Source organism: Echinicola sp. 20G, from assembly GCF_015533855.1.
In the GTDB taxonomy this organism is placed as follows: Bacteria; Bacteroidota; Bacteroidia; order Cytophagales; family Cyclobacteriaceae; genus Echinicola.
Genome location: NZ_AP024154.1, coordinates 993,933 through 1,012,153 on the forward strand (window position 1 = coordinate 993,933; position 18,221 = coordinate 1,012,153).

Annotated in this window: 15 protein-coding genes; 6 read left to right on the forward strand and 9 right to left on the reverse strand. The window is 39.7% G+C overall.

The window, feature by feature from the left end; genetic code table 11:
* Positions 1-9: 9 nt before the first annotated feature.
* Positions 10-2,856: a gliding motility-associated C-terminal domain-containing protein gene (locus JL001_RS04355; protein WP_200974938.1), complete on the reverse strand. Its 2,847-nt coding sequence runs from the start codon at positions 2,854-2,856 to the stop codon at positions 10-12.
* Between the two features lie 825 nt (positions 2,857-3,681).
* Between JL001_RS04355 and JL001_RS04360 the strand changes: the two genes are divergently transcribed.
* The gene (locus JL001_RS04360; RefSeq protein WP_200974939.1) at positions 3,682-5,121 is read left to right on the forward strand and encodes an aldehyde dehydrogenase family protein; all 1,440 of its coding nucleotides are present in this window, start codon (positions 3,682-3,684) and stop codon (positions 5,119-5,121) included.
* On the opposite strand, the gene JL001_RS04365 is transcribed toward JL001_RS04360, so the two are convergent.
* Positions 5,107-5,598 carry a DUF6702 family protein gene (locus tag JL001_RS04365; protein ID WP_200974940.1) on the reverse strand — a complete coding sequence of 164 codons (492 nt, stop codon included), beginning with the start codon at positions 5,596-5,598 and terminating at the stop codon, positions 5,107-5,109. The two genes, JL001_RS04360 and JL001_RS04365, sit on opposite strands and share 15 nt — an antisense overlap.
* Before the next feature lie 178 nt (positions 5,599-5,776).
* Here JL001_RS04365 and JL001_RS04370 point away from each other — a divergent pair, with 178 nt between their 5' ends.
* Together JL001_RS04370 and JL001_RS04375 are read left to right on the forward strand one after the other, a co-directional pair.
* Positions 5,777-6,358, forward strand: a complete 582-nt coding sequence (locus JL001_RS04370; protein ID WP_192009469.1) for a HupE/UreJ family protein — start codon at positions 5,777-5,779, stop codon at positions 6,356-6,358.
* 90 nt (positions 6,359-6,448) lie between these two features.
* Positions 6,449-8,779, forward strand: coding sequence for a M1 family metallopeptidase (locus JL001_RS04375; protein ID WP_200974941.1), 2,331 nt, complete (start codon positions 6,449-6,451; stop codon positions 8,777-8,779).
* A gap of 76 nt (positions 8,780-8,855) precedes the next feature.
* Here the strand turns inward: JL001_RS04375 and JL001_RS04380 are convergent, their stop codons facing one another.
* The 3 genes from JL001_RS04380 to JL001_RS04390 form a co-directional block, all read right to left on the reverse strand.
* On the reverse strand, positions 8,856-9,755 hold the full coding sequence (locus JL001_RS04380) for an endonuclease/exonuclease/phosphatase family protein (RefSeq protein WP_200974942.1): 900 nt from the start codon (positions 9,753-9,755) through the stop codon (positions 8,856-8,858).
* A 194-nt stretch (positions 9,756-9,949) separates the two neighbouring features.
* Positions 9,950-11,182 (reverse strand): ammonium transporter, encoded by a 1,233-nt coding sequence (locus JL001_RS04385; RefSeq protein ID WP_200974943.1) that lies wholly within the window; start codon positions 11,180-11,182, stop codon positions 9,950-9,952.
* A 53-nt stretch (positions 11,183-11,235) separates the two neighbouring features.
* A complete protein-coding gene (locus tag JL001_RS04390) occupies positions 11,236-11,574 on the reverse strand; it encodes a P-II family nitrogen regulator (protein WP_200974944.1) in 339 nt (112 codons plus the stop codon).
* A gap of 303 nt (positions 11,575-11,877) precedes the next feature.
* On the opposite strand from JL001_RS04390, the gene JL001_RS04395 reads away from it, so the two are divergent.
* Both JL001_RS04395 and JL001_RS04400 read left to right on the forward strand, forming a co-directional pair.
* The gene (locus JL001_RS04395) at positions 11,878-12,780 is read left to right on the forward strand and encodes a nucleotidyltransferase (protein WP_200974945.1); all 903 of its coding nucleotides are present in this window, start codon (positions 11,878-11,880) and stop codon (positions 12,778-12,780) included.
* Between the two features lie 135 nt (positions 12,781-12,915).
* Positions 12,916-13,335, forward strand: coding sequence for a DoxX family protein (locus tag JL001_RS04400; protein ID WP_200974946.1), 420 nt, complete (start codon positions 12,916-12,918; stop codon positions 13,333-13,335).
* Positions 13,336-13,363: 28 nt separating this feature from the next.
* Here the strand turns inward: JL001_RS04400 and JL001_RS04405 are convergent, their stop codons facing one another.
* The 3 genes from JL001_RS04405 to JL001_RS04415 all read right to left on the reverse strand — a co-directional run bounded on the left by JL001_RS04405 (position 13,364) and on the right by JL001_RS04415 (position 16,619).
* Positions 13,364-14,719, reverse strand: coding sequence for an NAD(P)/FAD-dependent oxidoreductase (locus JL001_RS04405; protein ID WP_200980301.1), 1,356 nt, complete (start codon positions 14,717-14,719; stop codon positions 13,364-13,366).
* Positions 14,720-14,761: 42 nt separating this feature from the next.
* Positions 14,762-16,042, reverse strand: coding sequence for a kynureninase (gene kynU / locus JL001_RS04410; RefSeq protein WP_200974947.1), 1,281 nt, complete (start codon positions 16,040-16,042; stop codon positions 14,762-14,764).
* A 64-nt stretch (positions 16,043-16,106) separates the two neighbouring features.
* On the reverse strand, positions 16,107-16,619 hold the full coding sequence (locus tag JL001_RS04415) for a 3-hydroxyanthranilate 3,4-dioxygenase (RefSeq protein ID WP_200974948.1): 513 nt from the start codon (positions 16,617-16,619) through the stop codon (positions 16,107-16,109).
* Between the two features lie 235 nt (positions 16,620-16,854).
* Between JL001_RS04415 and JL001_RS04420 the strand changes: the two genes are divergently transcribed.
* Complete coding sequence (locus JL001_RS04420) at positions 16,855-17,463, forward strand: thiamine pyrophosphokinase (RefSeq protein WP_200974949.1); 609 nt, start codon at positions 16,855-16,857, stop codon at positions 17,461-17,463.
* 9 nt (positions 17,464-17,472) lie between these two features.
* Here the strand turns inward: JL001_RS04420 and JL001_RS04425 are convergent, their stop codons facing one another.
* Positions 17,473-18,126, reverse strand: a complete 654-nt coding sequence (locus JL001_RS04425; RefSeq protein ID WP_200974950.1) for a DUF3365 domain-containing protein — start codon at positions 18,124-18,126, stop codon at positions 17,473-17,475.
* Positions 18,127-18,221: the final 95 nt, after the last annotated feature.

An 18,221-nucleotide genomic window follows, 5' to 3' on the forward strand; every position in this document is an offset into this window, starting at 1 on the left:
TTCAGCTTATTAATTATCGAATTTACTTCCGTTCTTAATCACTTGGATCCACCCTTTGAAGGTATGTACTTCCCCTAAGCTATCTGTCACTGTCAACACGTAGAAGTATGCTCCTGCATTTAGGCCTTTCGCCGCCCAATCTTGTTGGTATCCTTTGGTTTCAAAAACATGGTCTCCCCATCTATTGAGAATTACTATTTCATTTTGCTCAAATTTACCAAGCCCTTTGATCACAAATTGATCGTTCTTGTTATCCATGTCACCCGGTGTGATTACATTAGGGATAAAGAAGGTTTCTATTCCATTCTGATCACTGGCAGTATTGTCTTCGGGGTTCTTGTCCTCCTCTGCTGATCCTACCACCGCTTGATTTATAATCACCCCTGGCTCCATAGCCTTAACCTTAAGGGTAATGGTTATCTGCCCATCAGCAGGAAAGAAAGGTACTGCCCAAGTAATTTGTTGGCCATTCGCAGTCATTTCAGCTACTATTTCACTACTATTGGCTGTATAGCTCCCGCCTACCATGACAACGTTCGATGGAAGATTGTCTGTAATTATTACATCCGTAGCATCGTTCCCTCCAATATTATTTACTACAATCTCATAGTTAAACTCATCTCCTTCGTACACTTCAACTCCAAATGAGGTCTTGGTAATACTCAAATCCACTTCTTCATTTTCAACAAGGACAGTGGAAGCCTCTTCTCTGAGTTCAAAATTACCAGCTTGTAGTGTGACAACATTAGTTGCTTCACCTTCTGCAGTGGCCATCACTTGAATTTCGAAGGATATGGTTTCTCCGGCTTCGATTTGATCAATCAGCCATGTCAGATCTTCTGTGGTTTCCAAAGTAGTGGAGATAAAAGTCATTTGGGCCGGCAATAGATCTTTCAAGATCACATTTCCTACGGCAAACTCACTGTTGTTGGTTAAAGTGATGGTGTAAGTAGCCATCTCTCCAAGACCTAAACTGGCCACGTCAACTGTTTTACTTAATGACATCGAAATCGGCCTTACCATGATATTGACCTCTGCCGTTCCGCAAATCACCTCTGGAAGGCTATTGTCACATATTTGGTAGGTAAATGTGTCTGTACCGCTAAAGTCAGTATCAGGAACATAGGTAACCGTTCCGTCAGCATTGATGGTCAGGCTGCCATTGGCAGTTTCACTTATGATGGCCAAGCTGTTTGGATCCAAGGGGTGGATGGTTGTCACATCATTGGCAAGAATGTCAAAGGTGATTTCTTGGTTCATATTTGTAATCATCTGATCATCCATCGGCATTACTTCATTTGCCTGAATTCTAAATGTTACCAAGGCCTGATCTTTATTACTCGGATTGAGTTTTTCCCTTAGCTCATAGCGCAAAGTATAGGCTCTTGCCGCTATGTCTGGAGGTAAAGTCAATAAACCTTCTTCATCAACTTGAAGCCCAATGATACCATCTAAGTCAATGAACTCAAAGTCCACATCCTCTGGGTTGATTTCGCTGTTATTAAATAAATCATTTAATAGTATGTTTCCGAAAACCCTACCCGTGGAACTGTTAAAAACGCCAAAATCATCGTCATTTGCTTCAATCGGTGTAAGGGAAGCTATAGATTCTTCAGAAGCACTGTCACTTACCTCTTCTCCATTTGGATCCTCAGCATTTACATGTGCTGTATTGACTACTTTTCCTTCCTCCAAGTCTGCTTGTGTCACCTTATGCACGGTAGTGAAAGCAGTGCTGCCTCCTGGCGCAAGACTGGCCAATACGCTTTCAAGCCCAGTCATTGGATCAGTAACTTTTATATTGCTCAAGGTCACATTTCCTGTATTGGTCACGATCAAAGTATAAGTGATTTCTTCACCCAAAACACTATAGCTTTCTTTGTCCGCCACTTTTGTAAGCGCTACAGCTGAAACACCCTCCTCTAAGGAGATGGTCTCTTCATCAACGGACTTTAATTTGTGGTTCTTCGCGCAGGTAGCATGCCCTGTTGCTATGTTGGTAATTTCCCCACCGGCATCAATATCCTCTTGCACTATTTCATAGCTTGCTGTAAAATCAATACTTTCACCTGGCCCAAGACTTGGCACCATTGTCGGCATTATTTCACTTATTGCCCCATTGCCGGGATGATCATCCGTCACATAGATATCCGTAACTGTTGTGTTTCCTGTATTGCTTATTCGATAGGTATAAGTAACAATTTCCCCTACTTTTAGAGATTCTGTTTTGTCCGCGGATTTAACCATCTTTATGCCTATGACTTGCTCCACTTTTGTTACGGCATCATCACATTTTTTTTCTGCCTCATTACTGCTCACAACTGCTTTATTGACCAACTTTCCTCCTCTATCAATATCGGATTGGGTCACCGCATAAGACGTTTTATAAACCCATGATTCATTGGTATCCAATTCTCCATCTTGATCTTCATCACCACTCACTAGACTCAATGGCACATCTCCGTTGGTCATTTCATCCATCACATTCACACCTGTCAAGTTAATTCTTCCAGGATTAGTGACAGTAATAGTATAATTCAAATTGGTGGGCGATGAAATAGAAGTTTGGTCAACCTCCTTTTTAATTTTAATGTTTGCAGGATTGTCAGCTAAAGTATAATCACCTAAAGATTCCAATTGAATAAAACTATAATCATTGCAATCATAAGTAGAAGACAAATCAGTATCACTAGAATTAGTCCATGCTAATAATGGGTTACTCAGTTTGAGTTCTTCTCCGCAAGCCCATGTAAAAGAATAGGGTAAAGTCACGATTTTTGAAGCACTGACAGCAGCAGGGACACTTCCCATAAATAGATTCAAGTACTCGTGATTATTACCATTCTTTAAATCCATAAAAATCCTAGCATTTTCAGCAGGTATGTTGGATTTAGTTTTATACCGCACAGATATAAATAAGTTGTGCTTTTCGCCTGACAAACAATCTTTTTCTTGTTGGGTAAGAGCTAACCCTGATTCATTACTAAGGTAAATGTCTTTAATTATATAATTGTCTGACGTACCTTCCAGCCCACATGACCTGAGATCAAGAAGTGCATTTTGATTTTGGGCTTGTGAATCAGTTATTGTCAATAAACCAATTAGACAGAAAAAGATTAAACCGAAACATGTAGCATATGATTTCATAACTGTCTTTTTAATTCAGAGAGGATATTTGTTTATCGACCCCGTTATTGTTCTTTAGATCAAAAACTTTAATGTAATTGCACACCGGTTGACTTAAAAAAAATACGTTCTTAGTATTCCCGGTACCTGATGACTGTAATTGTCCATCCTTGTTCAGCTTTTGGCAGAAAAATTGACTGAAATCATTACTCGATGAATGGATAAGGATGTGTTGGTTTTGGTAAAAATTTCTTTCCATATTCGTGTTTGTTTCTATTTAAACCCGCACCAAAAAGTCGATTTTATGATTTGAAGACTTATTTTTGCAGTTCAAATACATTATTTTGTTATAAAAGTACTTTTTTTGCTCTTTCCTACCAAGTAAAATGTCGTTTATTTTTATATGAATTACGTTTTTAAATTATCGAATTACGTTTTTTAGTATATAAAATTATATTTAAATAATGACGCACTAATAAATGATAACTTACTGAAAATAAGTACACTTATGTGAAAAGGTTAAATTTCCCTAACTTGATAAAAATCAATAAAATCATGAAATCTCAATTTTTAACTGAAAATCAACAACTTACGGATATTTTCAATTCTCAAAAGAAAAAAGCCATCCAACTACGGCATTCTTCCTTTACAGAAAGAGCAGAAAGGCTTAAGTCGCTGAAAGAGTGGATCAAAGAGAATCATGAAGAAATTGAAAAGGCATTATACGCCGACCTTAAAAAACCGAGTGCAGAAACAATGATCACCGAAACAGGATATGCACTGGTAGAAATTAACTTGGCCATTAAAAAGCTGAAAAAATGGATGTCACCCAAAAAGGTAAAAACCCCCATTCACATGCTGGGAACCAATTCATATATCCATATAGAACCCCTCGGAACGGCCTTGATCATTTCTCCATGGAATTACCCTTTTAACCTTTCTATTGGTCCGGTGGTGTCCGCCATTTCGGCTGGATGTACCATATCATTGAAACCATCTGAATTGACCCCACATACTTCCGCGCTTTTGAGAAGAATGATGACAGAACTGTTTGATACTGATATAGTAGCCGTTTTCGAAGGAGGAAAAGAAACTGCCCAGGCTTTATTACAACTTCCTTTTGACCATATTTTCTTTACAGGAAGTACTTCCGTGGGAAAAACGGTAATGAATGCCGCTTCCCGAAATCTCTCAAGTGTCACCTTGGAACTTGGTGGTAAATCTCCGGTAATCATTGATAAGGACTTTGATCTCAAAGATGCCGCTAAAAAGATCGCTATTGGTAAGTTCCTCAACTGTGGCCAAACATGTATTTCGCCAGATTACTTATTGATCCATGAATCCCAAAAAGAAACATTTATCAAGGAGCTCCAGAGTCAAATCAATAAAATGTACAATCCTAAAAACAAGGGATTTATAACTAATAAAGATTATGGAAGGATAATCGAACAAAAGCACCTCAACAGATTGCAAAATCTCCTTGCTGATGCTCAAACGAAGGGAGGTCATATCGAACTTGGCGGTGACATTGTGAAGGAAGAAAACTATATGGGACCTACCGTTATCAGTAATATGTCCGAAAACATGCTCCTAATGCAGGAAGAAATTTTTGGCCCCATTTTACCCATACTTACTTATCATAACATGGAAGAAGTGAGTCATTTATTACAATTAAGACCGAAACCCCTGGCGCTTTATCTTTTTACAGAAGATGGATCGATAAAAGAGAATTTCCTTAAAAACACCAGTTCTGGTACGGTGGTAATTAATGACTGTTCCATCCAATACATGCAAAACGAGCTGCCTTTTGGAGGTGTCAATCATAGCGGAATTGGAAAATCCCACGGATACGCCGGCTTTTTGGCTTTTAGCAATCAAAAATCAATTGTAGAGCAAAGAAAGGGAAAAACACTTCCTCAACTCCTTTATCCCCCTTATGACCTCAAGACAACCGGTCTGATCAATACCTTCAAAAAGTGGTTACTCAAAGGCTAAGGTCCCACTCTCGTGATCCTTATATAGGATCAGCGTTTTTGGTGATTTATTTACATAAAAATTAACCATATTCCTTTGATCGGGAAAATAATGGATCAGAATTTCATTTTTAACCATGACAGTGTGCGGCCGAGAAACCTTCTTGGCTTCCATATAAAACCAGGCGGCATCTTCTTCTATTTCATAGCCGATATAGGAAAGCTGAGCGGTATCTCCATTGACCAAGATATGATTCTTATCAATTAGGTATTTCTCCACAAGTTTCTCTAACTTCTGAGGATTTTCTGGATTCAAAAAATCCACCCTATTGCCTTCTTGTTCACTGAGAACATCTTCAAAATCATCCCAGAAAATCTTCTGTGCAACCTCAAGACTTTCTGACTTTTCATTGTAGTTGATATCGGTCACGCTGATGTAAAAAGGGTGGAAAAAAACCATCCATCCTAGTATCGAGATAACTATATAATTATATAACATTTAGTTACTGTTTTCTACTTTTTGTCCAAATTTAGCATTAATATTACAACGCTGTTTTTCTAACCCAAATAAAACTAAGCCCAAGCCCTTCTTGATCAACCTATAGGGTGGTTAGTTTTCACTCCGAAACCTGACTTCTCTGGGGATGTATCATGCTAAAGGACAAACGAATGTATTCATGAATCAGTTTCAAGCGTATTTTAATTTAGGGATAAAACATATTCTAGACCTAAATGGATTTGACCACATTTTATTCATCATTGCGCTTTGCGCTATTTATCTATTAAGGGATTGGAAAAAGATCCTTGTTTTGGTTACCGCCTTTACAATTGGGCATTCCATCACACTCGCATTGGCAACCCTTAAGATCTTTAGTGTAAACTCTAACTTAATCGAATTTCTAATTCCGGTGACCATTGCGGTGACCGCTTTCTTCAATATACTCAAACCACGGCCTTCAAGTGGTAATGGCATTCAGGCAAACTATGTATTTGCCCTTTTCTTCGGCCTGATCCACGGACTTGGTTTCTCCAATTATTTAAGGTCTCTATTAGGTAGGGAAAACTCTATTTGGGAACCTTTGTTGGCTTTCAACCTTGGTATTGAAGTAGGACAATTGGCCATAGTAGCCATATTTATCATCGTATCTTCTATTGCCATTGGCATTCTTGGTGCCAATAGGAAAGAATGGGCATTGGTCATCTCCTCGGTTGTACTCGGTATGGCCATCATGATGATCTTGGACGCGATATACTGGTAAGAAAATAACCCAAATAGCCATTTCTAATTGCTGACCTGGTCGGCTTAGAAAAAGTTCTTAAACATATTCATAAAAACTCTAGAGGGATATATGAAAAGGATAATCCATTTATTAGCTATTAATTTGCTCTTGTTAGGCAATGTATTTGCCCAGCACAGCGAACAAAACCATGCAGAGCGATTTGAACAATTAGGCAGCATGCTTCGCTCACCCAATGTCTACAGAGCAGCTTCTGGAGCACCAGGGCATTTATATTGGCAACAACAAGCCAATTATGAAATTTCAGTAGAGCTTGATGACCAAAACCAAAGCATCAAAGGCACTGAAAAAGTCACCTACATTAACAATTCACCTGATGAACTAAGCTACCTTTGGATCCAGTTAGATCAAAACCAAAGGGCAAAAGATGCTGATAGCCATAAGGCTAGCACAAGCAAAATCTATGAAAGGATGTCCCTTAGACAATTGGAGTCTATCCTTTGGCATGACCAAGACTTGGGATATAAAATCCACAGTGTAAAGGACATGAACGGAACAGATATTCCTGTCGCGATCAACAAAACCATGATGCGAGTAGATCTCCCAGAACCTCTTAAGGCTGGTGAAGAAGTGGAATTCGTCGTTGACTGGAGCTTTAACATTCATGACAGAACCAGCTTTATAGGTGGAAGACCGGGATATGAATATTTTGAGGAAGATGGCAACTACCTATACACCATGGCCGAGTGGTTCCCTAGAATGGCCGTTTACTCTGACTTCCAAGGTTGGCAAAACAAACAGTTCTATGGAAGCGGTGAATTTGCACTTACCTTTGGAAACTACAAAGTAAGCATCACTGTCCCTGCAGATCATATGGTGGGCGCAACTGGCGTGCTAACCAATGCTGAAGAGGTTTTAAATGACACTGAACTGGACAGGTGGAACCAAGCCAAAGAAACCTTTGATGAGCCAGTGGTAATCCGTACCCAAAAAGAAGCTGAAAAACTTGAAAAAGGAAAAGCCTCTGATATGAAAACCTGGGTTTTTGAAGCTGAAAACGTAAGGGATTTTGCCTGGACTTCCTCTAGAAAGTTCATCTGGGATGCCATGGCTGTCAATGTAGGCAACAAAACAGCAATGGCTATGTCTTACTATGGCAAAGAAGCCAACCCTCTTTGGGGTCAATACTCTACCAAAGTAGTAGCGCATACGCTGAAATCTTATTCTTCCAGAACTTTTGACTACCCTTATCCTACTGCAATTTCTGTAGAGGCTGCCAATGGAATGGAATATCCAATGATCTGCTTCAACTACGGTAGACCTGATGCGGACGGAACCTATTCTGAAGCCATCAAAAACGGTATGATCTCTGTGATCATTCACGAAGTTGGTCATAACTTCTTCCCCATGATTGTCAATTCTGACGAGCGTCAGTGGACTTGGATGGATGAAGGTTTGAACACCTTTATGCAATTCCTTGCAGAACAAGAGTGGGACAGAAACTATCCTTCCAGAAGAGGGCCTGCCCATAAAATTGTGGATTACATGAAAGGCGAAAAGCAGTACTTGGAACCCATCATGACCAATTCTGAGAACATTATTCAATTTGGCTCAAATGCCTATGCCAAGCCAGCAACCGCATTGAACATTTTGAGAGAAACTGTAATGGGAAGAGAGTTATTCGACTTTGCATTCAAACAATATGCACAAAGATGGAAATTCAAACATCCTACCCCAGCGGATTTCTTCAGAACCATGGAAGACGCTTCTGCTGTTGATTTGGACTGGTTCTGGAGAGGCTGGTTCTTTGGAACGGAGCCAGTAGATATCGCTCTTGAAGAAGTGAAGTGGTACCAATTGGACAACAGAACTCCAGCGGAAAAGAAAAAGGATGAAGCCTCAGCGCATGAGAAGTATGAATCTTACGTTTCAAGAACCAAAAATGAAAAAGACATTCCTGAGACAGTAATCGAAAAAGATCCGGGAACGAGAGACTTCTACTATAGCTATAATCAATTTTCAGTTACTCCAAGTGACGAAAAAGCCTATAAAAGCTTCGTATCCAATTTGAATGAAAAAGAAAAAGAATTGTTTAATAGTGGATTGAACTACTATGAAATTACCTTCAAAAATGTTGGTGGATTGGTGATGCCTTTAATCGTTCAGTTCAACTATGTAGACGGAACTTCAGAAGTGGAAAGAATTCCGGCCTATATCTGGAGAAAGAATGAAACTGAAGTCACTAAAGTATTCCCTAAGGAGAAAGAAATTGAATCCATCATACTTGACCCTTACCGGGAAACAGCGGACATTGACGAGGAAAACAATTATTTCCCAAGAAAAGCACTTCCTTCTAGATTTGAGCTGTTCCAAAGAGGAAACTCCCCGAGAGGTGCCTCTAGCGGCAGCAATCCTATGAAAGCAGCCAAAAAGAAAAATTAACCTTTTCAAAGGTTCACAATAAAAATGGCCAGTCCTCCTAAGGACTGGCCATTTTTATATCCCAACTATTTAATCTCTATTTGGTGATGTCAAAATCCGCTACGACAGGATAATGATCAGATAAATACCAATTTTCTTTTCCGTTTGCCACATAGGCTTTAATCAATTCACCCTGAAGATTCTCAGAGATCATGATATAATCTATTCGTTCATTTGCAGGTATTTCAATGCCCTTTTTTTCCTTATCTGTCAGCACCATTGCAGGAAAACTCTCCATACCTTTCCCCGTTCGTTCTGACTGCCAAACACTATCAAACAAGGGAACACCCATAAAACCCGCCATCACTGCATAATCCAACTGCATCTTCACAGCCATATTCCCATCAAGTCCTTTGTCCTTATTATTGTCCCAATCCTTTTGAAGCCAATCAGGTTTTTCTTCATATAGTGAAGCATCCAAAGGACTGTGTGTATTAAAATCCCCTAAAACCATCAAGCCTTCATCTCTATCAATATTGTCTTGGATATAGGCTTTTAAGATGTCCACCTCTTCCCTACGTCTTTTGATACTACCAGGATGAAGGTGTACAACCAAATAATTAATTTCATTTATCTTCACATGCAAAGCCCCATGGTGCAGATTACCAAACAGTTTTGAAATCACGGTAATGGGACTTGAAGAGGTAATCCCGACAGAATATCCGGTGGTCTTCAAAAGTTCTGAATAAGGATGTCCCCAGGACTCAGCATCCTTTTGAAGTTTTTCGGGAGTGTAACTGCACAATTCCTGAAGTGCTACCACCTCTGGTTTTTGTTCATCGACCCAGTTACAAAGTTGTTTTCGTCTTAAAGTGTCCTTTCCCCAGTCATAACCATTCCAAATATTGTAACTGATCACTTTTAGTTTCTCATCGTTTTGCCCAAACGATTGAAAGCATGTAAAAACAATAAGTATTAGTAAGAGTTTTCCTTTCATAATACCACTAATGTATTGTTTTTTACTTTAATACTTATCTCTTCATATTACCTTTCTAAGATGTTTTATCTGATAAGGATTTTTTAGAGAAAATTACATCAAGATGGTTTCTCCAAAAAAAAGCCTCACCCTTAGAAGAATGAGGCTTGATTTGCTAGTGGTAAAAACTTTATCTAAAATTTCTTAAGCTTGTCTTAGTCTTTAGTAGCAAAGTCAGGATAAGCTCTCATGCTGTGCTCATTGATATCCAATCCTTCCACTTCTTCTTGTTCATGGACACGGATACCCACCGTCTTTTTCATGGCATAGAAAATGACAAAGCTAAACACCAAGCAAAAAGCACCAACTGCACCGATACCGATCAACTGTGACATCAACTGAGAAAATCCAGCTAAGTCACCGAAAATCCCTACAGCCAAAGTCCCCCAAATACCACCTACAAGGTGCACTGAGATCGCACCTACCGGATCATCCACTTTCACTTTATCAAAGAATACTACTGCAAAAACAACCAAAGCACCTCCTACAAATCCAATAATGGCTGCTTCACCTACTCCCATCAAATCTGCACCAGCAGTGATTCCTACTAGACCAGCCAAAACACCATTCAATACCATGGTAATATCATACGACTTGAACTTCCAGTAAGAAAAGATGAGTGCACCAAAAGCACCCGCTGCACCTGCAATGGAAGTGGTCACAAAGACTTTGGACACCAATCCAGGGTCAGCAGACAATACAGAACCTCCGTTGAAGCCAAACCAGCCAAACCATAACAAGAAAACGCCTATTACGGCCATTGGAATATTATGTCCCGGAATGGCATTCATTCCTTTATCCGTGTATTTACCGATTCTTGGCCCTAACAAATAAGCACCTACCAAGGCACCCCACCCACCTACAGAGTGGACAATGGTTGAACCTGCAAAGTCATAGAATGGAGTACTTAAAGTATCCAAAAATCCTCCACCCCATTTCCACATCCCTACGATAGGATAACAAATGGCTACATATAATGTAGAGAAAATAATAAACGGACCTAGTTTGATTCTTTCAGCTACTGCCCCGGAAACGATGGTCGCAGCGGTAGCGGCAAACATGGCCTGAAAAATAAAATCAGTAAAAAAGGTATAACCTTCATTATAAGCAAAGCTGTCCCAGCCTTCCGGCAGACTTAGACCAATCCCACTGATTCCAAAGAAACCTCCTGCAAAAGATTCTCCTGGGTACATTAAGTTAAAACCTACAAAAGCGTAAGTCAATAATCCCATAGCTGGGATAATGGTGTTTTTAAATAGAATGTTAACGGTATTTTTTGCTCTGGTAAGGCCAGCTTCCAAGGCTGCAAAGCCTAGGTGCATGATAAATACCAGAATTGTGGCTACCATCATCCACACATTATTGATGGTAAATAATTCTTGAGTCATTTTAATGGGTAATTTTAAAATTAATTTAGATTATCCTGTTTGGGATGATAATATTAAAGGGCTGAAGCACCTGTATCTTCGTTTCTGACCCTATAGGCTTTCAAAACATCAGTGACAAAGATTTTTCCATCTCCTATTTCGCCAGTTCGGCCTTCTTTTAGGATACAGTTAATTACATCATCTACGAGATCCTCGGTAACCACAATTTCCAATTTGGTTCTTGGAATATAGGCCGGCTCGTAAGCCACGCCTCTGTACTTTTCCATCTTTGCATGCTCTAGTCCCATACCCTTCACTTCATAAAAAGTAAGGAATTTAACACCTAAAGCAGCAATACATTTGTGAATCACCTCAAATCGAGAAGTTCTAATAATTGCTTCAACTTTTTTCATTTTATTTAATCGACAAACTGATTGGTTGTATTTTACACCGGTTTTTCCGGAATCGGATGCAAATCTAGCAAATCAGATTATTTTTCACACCATAGAATATTACTTTTTTAACAAAAACTCAGAATTTTGATATCAAATCACACCAAACAATGCTCAAAAAACTGTCTTTTTTTAGAATTCGGCATAAATACCACCCATTTTTCCTGTTTTTCTAATTTTTCCCCAGCTTTATGGCCTCTTAAAAAGATTATCTTAATTTTAGGCACCAAAACAAACCAGATTCAAAAGTCAACATTCAACTTTATGACAAAACCTACACTTTTAATACTAGCTGCCGGCATCGGCAGTAGATATGGAGGCAATAAACAAATAGACGGCTTTGGCCCCAAAGGAGAAACTATCATAGAATATTCCATCTTTGATGCTATCCGAGCTGGTTTTGGAAAAGTTGTATTTATCGTTCGCCAAGAAATCTTGGAACTCGCAAAAGATATATTCCTGCCAAAACTTGAAGGAAAGATTGAAGTGGATTTTGTGGTTCAGTCATTGGACAGCATGGTACCTGAAGAGTTCCGTCATCCAGAGCGCAAAAAACCTTATGGCACAGGGCACGCGGTTTTATGTGCCAAAGATGCCATCAAAGAGCCTTTTGCAGTCATTAATGCTGACGATTTCTATGGCAAAGAGGCTTTTCAGGTGCTCGGAAACTTTCTACAGGAGGATGTAAGACCAGACCTTCATTGCATGGTTGGCTATGCCCTGAAAAACGTGCTTTCAGAGCACGGCACCGTGAGTCGCGGCGTTTGTGAAACAAACGAAAACTTTCAGCTAATCGGAATGACAGAGCGTACTTCCATTGCACGAGAAGGAGACAAAATCCTCAGTAGAGGAGAGGAAGAACCTTTAGAAATAGCCCCTGACACGCCAGTTTCAATGAATTGCTGGGGATTTCATCCATCTTTCTTTGAGGAAACTGAAAGAATTTGGAATGCTTTCTTGCCCGAGCATAAAGACAATATTAAATCCGAATTCTATATCCCCTCTGTAGCCAATACGCTTATAGAAGAACACAAGGCCAATATTGCTATTCTCGAAGGAGGTAAAACTTGGTTTGGAGTAACTTACCCAGAAGACAAGCCAATTGTAGTAAAAGCCTTGCAAAAACTCCATGATGATGGAGATTATCCAGAAAACCTTTGGGAATAACACCATAAAATGAGGTGACACACTCCAAAGGCTTTTTTAGATATGAGGAGATTATTATTGGGACTAGTTTTTGTTTAATCCAACAGATTCACAAAATCAGCGTTTAGATTATAGATTAAGACAATTCCTTAAAAAATGAAGAAAATTCTTTTTTCCAATGCCCCCTTAGCTAGCAGTCTCGCACTTTTGATCCTTCGAGTAGGCTCTGCGGGAATGATGATAACCCATGGATGGGCCAAAATCACTAATTTCAGTGAACACCTCACCAAGTTTCCTGATCCGTTGGGCCTGGGCACTGCTGTTTCCCTTCAATTGGTCGTTTTCGCAGAATTCTTTTGTGCTATTCTTTTGGGGCTAGGCTTTATGACAAGAATTGTACTGATCCCATTAACCATTACCATGCTGGTAGCTGCCTTTGTGATCCATGCAGGTGATCCATTTGGCAGTAAGGAGTTATCCCTGATTTATGTTACAGCATTTGTTACCCTGTTTTTGGCAGGCCCGGGAAGCATCTCGATGGATGCACAGATTTTAAAGAAAAATAGATATAGATAAAAAAATCCCGGAGAGATCCGGGATTTTTTTATACCATTTTAGCCGTTTCTATTTGACTAATAATATCCTCATAATTCACTCCGCGCCAATTCTGCATAATAAGGGGATCAGCCATTACCTTGTCCATCACTTCATTTTGAAGTTGCCCTTGCGCATAAGCATCGGAGTACTTCATATCAGAAAAAGTCACCATCGTATATAGCGGAATCCATTCTTTAGGATGCAGTTCATGAAGCTTAGCTTCTATCCTTTTACGAATGATGAATTTTGGATTGGAAACACTGTCTCTCATTTCTATAAAGTTGTCCCGAGCCATTTGACTGATGGCATCTGTATCAGGCTTTCTTACTTTTTGGAATTTTTCAAATACCAATTCCCAAGAGGTGGTTCCATATTTTTCGATTAAGCCATCCAAAATATAACAATCCTCAAAACCACAGTTCATTCCCTGTCCAAAAAAAGGTACCATCGCGTGGCAGGCATCTCCGATAAGCAGGGACTTGTTCATCAACCATGGAAAACACTCCACATTGATCAAGGAGCTGGTAGGGTTATCGAAAAACTCCTGTACCAAATTTGGCATAAGCAAAAATGCATCATCGAAGAAAGTCCTGAATACACTCTCCACATCACTTTTGTCGTTGATTTTTTCAAAGCAGACCTTTGCTCCATCAAAAGGTAAGAAAAGCGTGCAGGTAAATGACTTGTCTGGATTGGGCAGCGCAATCAACATAAACATTCCTCGAGGCCAAATATGAAGGGCATTTGGATCCATCGCAAACTCTCCTTCAGGGGTAGGAGGAATGGTAAGCTCCTTATAACCATGAGAAATATACTCCTGCTTATAGTTAAGTCTGGTTTGCTTTTGCATTGCATCCCTCAAAGAGGAATATGCGCCATCAGCTCCTATGATTACATCTGATTGCTTTTCCAACTTCTCCCCATTAGCAAGAGAAAAGTTCATAGTTGTTTTTGAAATATCTATTTCCTCGCAGAAATATTCAAAGTTGAGTTTCACTCCCTCCTTTTCAGCCTCATCCACCAACAAATGGTTGAATTTACCTCTTGAAATGGAGTAAATTGCTTGGTTTTCCTTGCCATAGGGCAAAAAGGAGGTTTCACCATGTTCATCGTGAATTCTTCTACCATACATAGGAATGGCAAAAGGAGCGACTTTTTCCCTAAGTCCTATTTTGTCCAAAGCCTTCCAGCCCCGGTCACTTAGGGCCATATTGATGGACCTACCTTCTGTAGCATTTTTCTTGTCCCTCAGATCAGGGCGCTTTTCGTATAGCGATACATCCAATCCTTTTTTCTGAAGATAAATACCTAGAAGAGAACCGATCAATCCGGCTCCGATAATGCTTACATCATTATTCTTCATCACTTATTGTGCTATTAATAGGTTTGATATAGGTTCTACTTTTTAAGCAAATTTCTTTAAAGATTGTTCCAATATTTTAGCGAAACGAAACACATCTTCAAAACTATTATAAAGAGGTGTAGGCGCTATTCTAATGACATTGGGGTTTCTCCAATCACCAACAATTCCATTTTGGTAAAATTCGTCAAACACCGCTTTGCCTCCTTTATGTACCAACAAAGATAGTTGACATCCCCTTTCATTGGGATTTTCAGGGGTAATTATCTCCAACACCCCACTGTTTCCGCTTATCTTTTTGATCAAAAACTCAAGATAGCCTGTCAGTTTCAAACTTTTCTCTCTCAATTTATGTATCCCCGCTTCTTGAAAAATATCCAAAGAAGCTTGATGGGCAGTCATCCCCAATACATTTCCATTGGAAGTCTGCCATCCATCTGCGCCATACATTGGCCTAAAACCCTTTTCCATTTTGAAACGCTCCTGCTCATTGTGCCCCCACCAACCAGCAAACCTTACCAAATCCGGGTTATCTGCATGACGTTCATGAACAAAGATTCCAGCCACATTTCCTGGCCCAGAGTTTAAATACTTGTAACTGCACCAAGCGGCAAAGTCCATCCCCCACTCATTCAATTCTAAAGGAAAATTTCCAGCGGCATGCGCCAAATCAAATCCAACAAAAGCTCCTGCCTGATGCCCTGCATGTGTAATGGCTTTCATATCGAATATCTGACCAGTATAATACTGAAGTCCCGCCATCATCACCAAAGCCAACTCCTCCTTATTAGCCTCTATGGTTTCAATAATATCATCTGTCCTCAACATATGCTCCCCTGATCTTGGAGCTATTTCTATAATGGTCTTCTCAGGGTCCAACCCATGTACTTTCACCTGACTCTCCAGCATGTACATATCGGAGGGAAATGCACCAGCCTCTGTGATAATCTTCACCCTCTTTCCTGCAGGACGGTAAAAACTCACCATCAATGCATGTAAATTACTGGTCAGACTATTCATTACCACTACCTCATGCTCTTTTGCTCCTACAATCTCACTCAATGCAGATTTGGACCTTTGATGTACTGAGAACCAAGGGGAATCTCCATCAAAATGTCCATCCACTGCCTTATCAGCCCAGCTTTCTAGGTCTTTTTCCAAATATTCCCGCACCGACTTAGGCTGAAGTCCTAATGAATTCCCACAAAAATAGATGGCCTCTTTTCCATTTACTTTAGGAAAAAAGAACTTCTCACGAAAAACGCTTAATTCATCTTGTTGGTCCATCTTCCTGGCAAAGTCCAGGCTAAAATCATATTGGGTCATAAACAAATTGGCTAGTTCCTAAATAAAAGAGTTTCATTTAAATGAGGCAGGTCACCTTAAGTAACTACTTTTCCATTTTGGTCCCGCAGGTATCACAGGTGGTATGTGCTGGATTACTCCAGAATCTTTCCATTATTGGCGGCAACTGATTTACAATATCCGTTACTTCTGCATATTCTTCATAGAGCTTATTTCCACAGTTTTCACAGTGCCAGATAAAACCATCCTGCTCCCCTTCTCTTCTGTATCTTTCCATCACCAAGCCTACTGTATTAGCGGGTCTTCTTGGACTATGGGGCACCTTTGGAGGTAGAAGGAAAATTTCCCCTTCTTTAATTTCAATGTCCACAGGTTTACCATCTTCTATCACTTTAAGGACGATATCTCCTTCTAGTTGGTAAAAAAACTCCTCACCTTCATTGTAGTGATAGTCCTTCCTTGAATTAGGGCCCCCTACGACCATGACAATAAAATCCTCATTTCCCTTGTAGACTTGTTGATTGCCCACTGGTGGCTTCAACAAATGACGGTTTTCATCAATCCATTTTTTAAAACTGAATGGTTTTGCTAGTGACATTTTTAAGTGGTTTTCATTTACTGGTTTATGAACAAAAACAAATTGTCCAAAGTACCACTTTCCATAGAGCGAAAGTGGAATTTTCAAGTCCTAAAAGTAAAAAAAAACTATCAGTTTATTGGTTCCAAGTACAAGTAGCTTTCTTTAAGAAAGAGAAAAATTAGGTTAATCCTATCCACCAAATCATCCTTTTTTAATTACTTTGGGTTAAAGCTACAAAAACAAACTGCAACCAATGTCTTCTCATCATTTTGTAAAAGAACAACAAGAGCCTGCCTTGCTTATCTTGAAAACAGAGCATGTCAATTTTGAAAAAATTGCTCCTCTCTTGGAATGGGTCCCCACTGTATTAGTAGCTGAATCGGAAGTGGACACCGTTCTTTCATGGGGAATTAAAATCGATGTCATTTTGGCCACCAATGATTTTCAAAAAGCCAACATCCAACTACTGGAAGAACAATACCCACTTCGGTTTATGAGTGTTTCTGAAAACAACTTTCTTGATGAAGGATTACAATACCTAATTGCCACCAAACACCCTGCGGTAAATATCATTGGCTATGACCACCAATTGGCTTTTGACTTAGAAAACAAGCTTGAATTGATCAACATGGTGATTTTTGATGGGCCTATCCGCTATTTTCCTGTTCAGGAGAAATCATTTAAGAAATGGTTTTCTGAAAGCTCCATTCAACTTCATGCACCTGAAGGAACACTGATAGAAGTAAAGCGACAAAATGAAAACCAACTGGTCAAGGTCCAGCATGCCACCTTTATAGAAGCAGAAGAAGGAACTATTTCCTTTCAGTCTACGCATCCTTTTTGGATTGGCGAAATGATTTAAAGTGATGCTTTATAATTTCTTCACCACTTCTTTTTTGGGAATCAAAATACTCCACATGCCTCTCAAATCTCCGATTTTGTGGCCTTTCGCATGATCCTCTGGATACAAACTATTAATGGTTTGCAAAGTCTCTTCTGAAATATCTGCCTTTGGTTCACCATGGCACTGCAGGCATAAAGCCCCGGGAATTTTTATGGCTTTGGTATACAAAAGCTGCTCACCATTCTGAACCTCTTGAACATTTGGCTTACTTTTAATACCATGCTCTTCGTTATATTCGTAGGCCAATAATAACTGCTCCTCATCTGCTGTAGGTTGATCGGAAGGATTTCTGAAATCATGAGACACCCTTCTGACATTCACCCCAAACGCTTCGCTGACCTTTTGTAAAGAAGGCAAAGCTTGCACATTACAAAACTCCACTGCCCCCGCAGCACCTTTTTCCTCAATGGCCTGCTGAAGTTTGCTCATCAGTTCCTGTTGGGCTTCGAGGCTAATTTCATCCCCCCACTCCAGCGCTTTGTTAATGATATCCACTTCATTGACCCTTTTGATCTCCATGGACTTATTCACTTCATCCAAAATCTCTTTGTCAACTTTTTTACCCGAGCCGCAGCTCATGAAAACAAATACCAGCGTAAAGAACAACAGGGGCTTTCTCATAATTTAGAATTTTCACTTAAAGTTAGCGGTTTTTTTGTCTGGAGGAAACCAGTCTTTGGTTCTGCATCATTGCGTGCAAGCTATCAGAATGTCAC